Annotated in this window: 1 protein-coding gene; it reads left to right on the top strand. The window is 56.4% G+C overall.

Annotated elements, in window-relative coordinates; genetic code table 11:
• Positions 1 to 3,252, top strand: a 3,252-nt coding sequence (locus IAE38_RS23610; RefSeq protein ID WP_328822909.1) for an immunoglobulin-like domain-containing protein, incomplete at both ends; no start/stop codon positions are given.

Here is a 3,252-nt window from a genome sequence, read left to right as displayed (position 1 = left end):
CAGGTCATCACTGTTGAGGCGGGCAAGACCCAGGGCAGTATTGATTTCCAGACCCCGGCGAACGATGTGTACAACAACGGCTCGACCGTCAGCGTAACGATCAAGGACGCCACCGGTGGCAACTTCGAACAGCTAAACGCAAGTCCGACCCCGGCTGTTACCACGATCAATGACAGCATCGATACGGTCACTGTCAGCATCGTCAGCAATGGCAATGTGACCGAAGACCAGCAGCCGTCCTTCACCGTAAAAGTCAGCCAAGCTCTGGATCGCCCGCTCACCGTTACTCTGTCGAACGGGGACAAGGTCACTATCGAAGCGGGCAAAACCGAAGTCGTGTACAAGACTGAGGCTCAAGGTGATGATGTCATCAAAGACCCAGGCTCCGTCACGGTGGGTATCGCTGACGCTAGTGTCCCTGGTGCAACGTTCGAGCACCTGGTCATCGGTAACCCAGCCACTGTTCAGATTGCCGATACCATTAGTGAAGTCGTTGCAACGCTGACCGTCGATAAGGCGACTGTTACCGAAGGTGGGCAGGTCACCTACACCGTCACGTTGAGCAATGCCCAAGGTCTGTCCGTAACCCAGCACGGCGCACTTACCTTCACCCTCACCGACGGCACGAAGGTGGTTATCCCGGCTAACAGTGCGTCCGGTAGCGCCACTATTACGGTTGCTGACGATGTCTATGTAGGTGGCCAGCCTGCGTTGGCTAACAAACTCGAGGCAGTCTCAGGGGGCGAGAACTTCGAGAAACTCACACTGAGCGGCGATACTGTCACTACCAGTGTGACAGATGAACCAGGCTCTGGTACTCCTGGTACAGGCAACCAAGGTGATCTGGTGTTGGTCACTATCACCGCTGACCAGACTTCCGTTGCTGAAAACGTCAAGCCGACGTTCACCGTACAAATCAACACGGCCCTGGCCCACGACCTGGTCGTGACCCTGAGCAATAACGCTCAGGTCACCATCAAGGCTGGCCAGACCAGTGCCTCGTATGAGCACGCTGCGCAAGGCGATGACGTTTATAAGGACTCGGGTGAAATCAGCCTGGGTATCAAGGCGGCTGCAGACATCGACGGTCGTACCTTCGAGAACCTGCAACTGGGCGGTAACGCGTCCGTTAAAGTCACCGACACCATCGACGAAGTCGTAGCCAAGTTGACCGCTACCTCTTCCGTGACCGAAGGCGGCGAAATCACCTATACCGTGACGCTGACCAATAAAGACGGTCTGCCGATCAACAACCACGCTGAGCTGTATTTCCACCTGAAAGATGGCACCACTGTTGTAGTGCCGGCTAACAGCACCGTGGGTTCGGCCACTGCCATCGCCCCAGACAACGTCTATGTTGGCACTAACCCTGCGGTCGAGAACTCCATTGAATCGGTCAGCGGCGCAGATGCGTGGAAATTCGAACAACTGACCCTGGATAAAACTCCGGTCAGCACCACTGTCACCGACGAGCCAGGTTCAGGGACGCCAGGCACTGGCAACCAGGGCGATATCGTCAAGGTTACCATCACTGCCGATCAGGATTCGGTCGCTGAGAACGTCAAACCGACGTTCACTGTGCACGTAAACACCGCCTTGGCCCACGACCTGGTCGTGACCCTGAGCAATAACGCTCAGGTCACCATCAAGGCTGGCCAGACCAGTGCCTCGTATGAGCACGCTGCGCAAGGCGATGACGTTTATAAGGACTCGGGTGAAATCAGCCTGGGTATCAAGGCGGCTGCAGACATCGACGGTCGTACCTTCGAGAACCTGCAACTGGGCGGTAACGCGTCCGTTAAAGTCACTGACACTATCGACGAAGTCGTAGCCAAGTTGACCGCTACCTCTTCCGTGACCGAAGGCGGCGAAATCACCTATACCGTGACGCTGACCAACAAAGACGGTCTGCCGATCAACAACCACGCCGAGCTGTATTTCCACCTGAAAGATGGCACCACTGTTGTAGTGCCTGCTAACGGCACCGTGGGCACCGCTACCACTACCGCGCCGGACAACGTCTATGTCGGTACAAATCCGGCGGTAGAAAACGCCATTGACTCGGTCAGTGGCGCTGATGCTTGGAAGTTCGAGCAACTGACCCTGGATAAAACTCCGGTCAGCACGGCTGTCACCGATGAACCAGGCTCGGGTACCCCAGGCACGGGCAATCAAGGCGATCTGGTGCAGGTGACTATCACCGCCGACCAAACTTCGGTCGCCGAGAACGTCAAACCGACCTTCACCGTACAGATCAACACTGCATTGGCCCACGACCTGGTCGTGACCTTGAGCAACAACGCTCAAGTCACCATCAAGGCTGGCCAGACCAGCGTGTCGTACGAGCACGCTGCGCAGGGCGATGACGTTTACAAAGACTCGGGTGAAATCAAACTCGGCATTACTTCAGCTGTAGATATCGATGGTCGCACCTTCGAGAATCTGCAACTGGGCGGTGATACGTCGGTAAAAGTCACCGATACCATCGACGAAGTAGTCGCCAAGTTGACCGCAACTTCGTCGGTCACCGAAGGCGGCGACATCACCTACACCGTGACGCTGACCAACAAAGATGGTCTGCCGATCAACAATCACGGCGCCCTGACCTTCACCCTGGACGATGGCAAAACCACCATCACCATCCCGGCGAACGGCACCACGGGCTCGGTCACTGTGACCGCACCGGACAACGTCTATGTCGGTGCGAACGATCCGGTGGTCAAATCCATCGCCTCTGTTGCTGGCGCTGACGTCGGCAAGTTCGAGCAACTGACCCTGGATAAAACTCCGGTCAGTACCACTGTCACCGATGAGCCAGGCTCGGGTACCCCAGGCACTGGCAACCAAGGCGACCTGGTGCAAGTCACCATCTCGGCTGATCAAACTTCGGTCGCGGAAAACGTTAAACCGACCTTCACCGTGCAGATCAACACTGCACTGGCCCACGACCTGGTCGTGACCTTGAGCAACAATGCTCAGATCACCATCAAAGCCGGTGAAACCAGCGCCCAATACGCTCACGATGCACAAGGAGACGATGTCTACAAAGACTCTGGCGACATTACCCTGGGTATCAAGTCCGCTGTAGACATCGACGGTCGTACCTTCGAAAACCTGCAACTGGGTGGTGATGCGTCGGTAAAAGTCACCGACACCATCGACGAAGTGGTCGCCAAATTGACCGCGACTTCGTCGGTCACAGAAGGCGGCGACATCACCTACACCGTGACGCTGACCAACAAAGATGGTCTG

This window comes from Pseudomonas sp. S32 (assembly GCF_016648095.1).
GTDB classification, from domain to species: Bacteria; Pseudomonadota; Gammaproteobacteria; order Pseudomonadales; family Pseudomonadaceae; genus Aquipseudomonas; species Aquipseudomonas parafulva.
The sequence above is the reverse complement of the archived record's forward strand: the minus strand, read 5'-3'. Positions and strand labels throughout refer to the sequence as shown.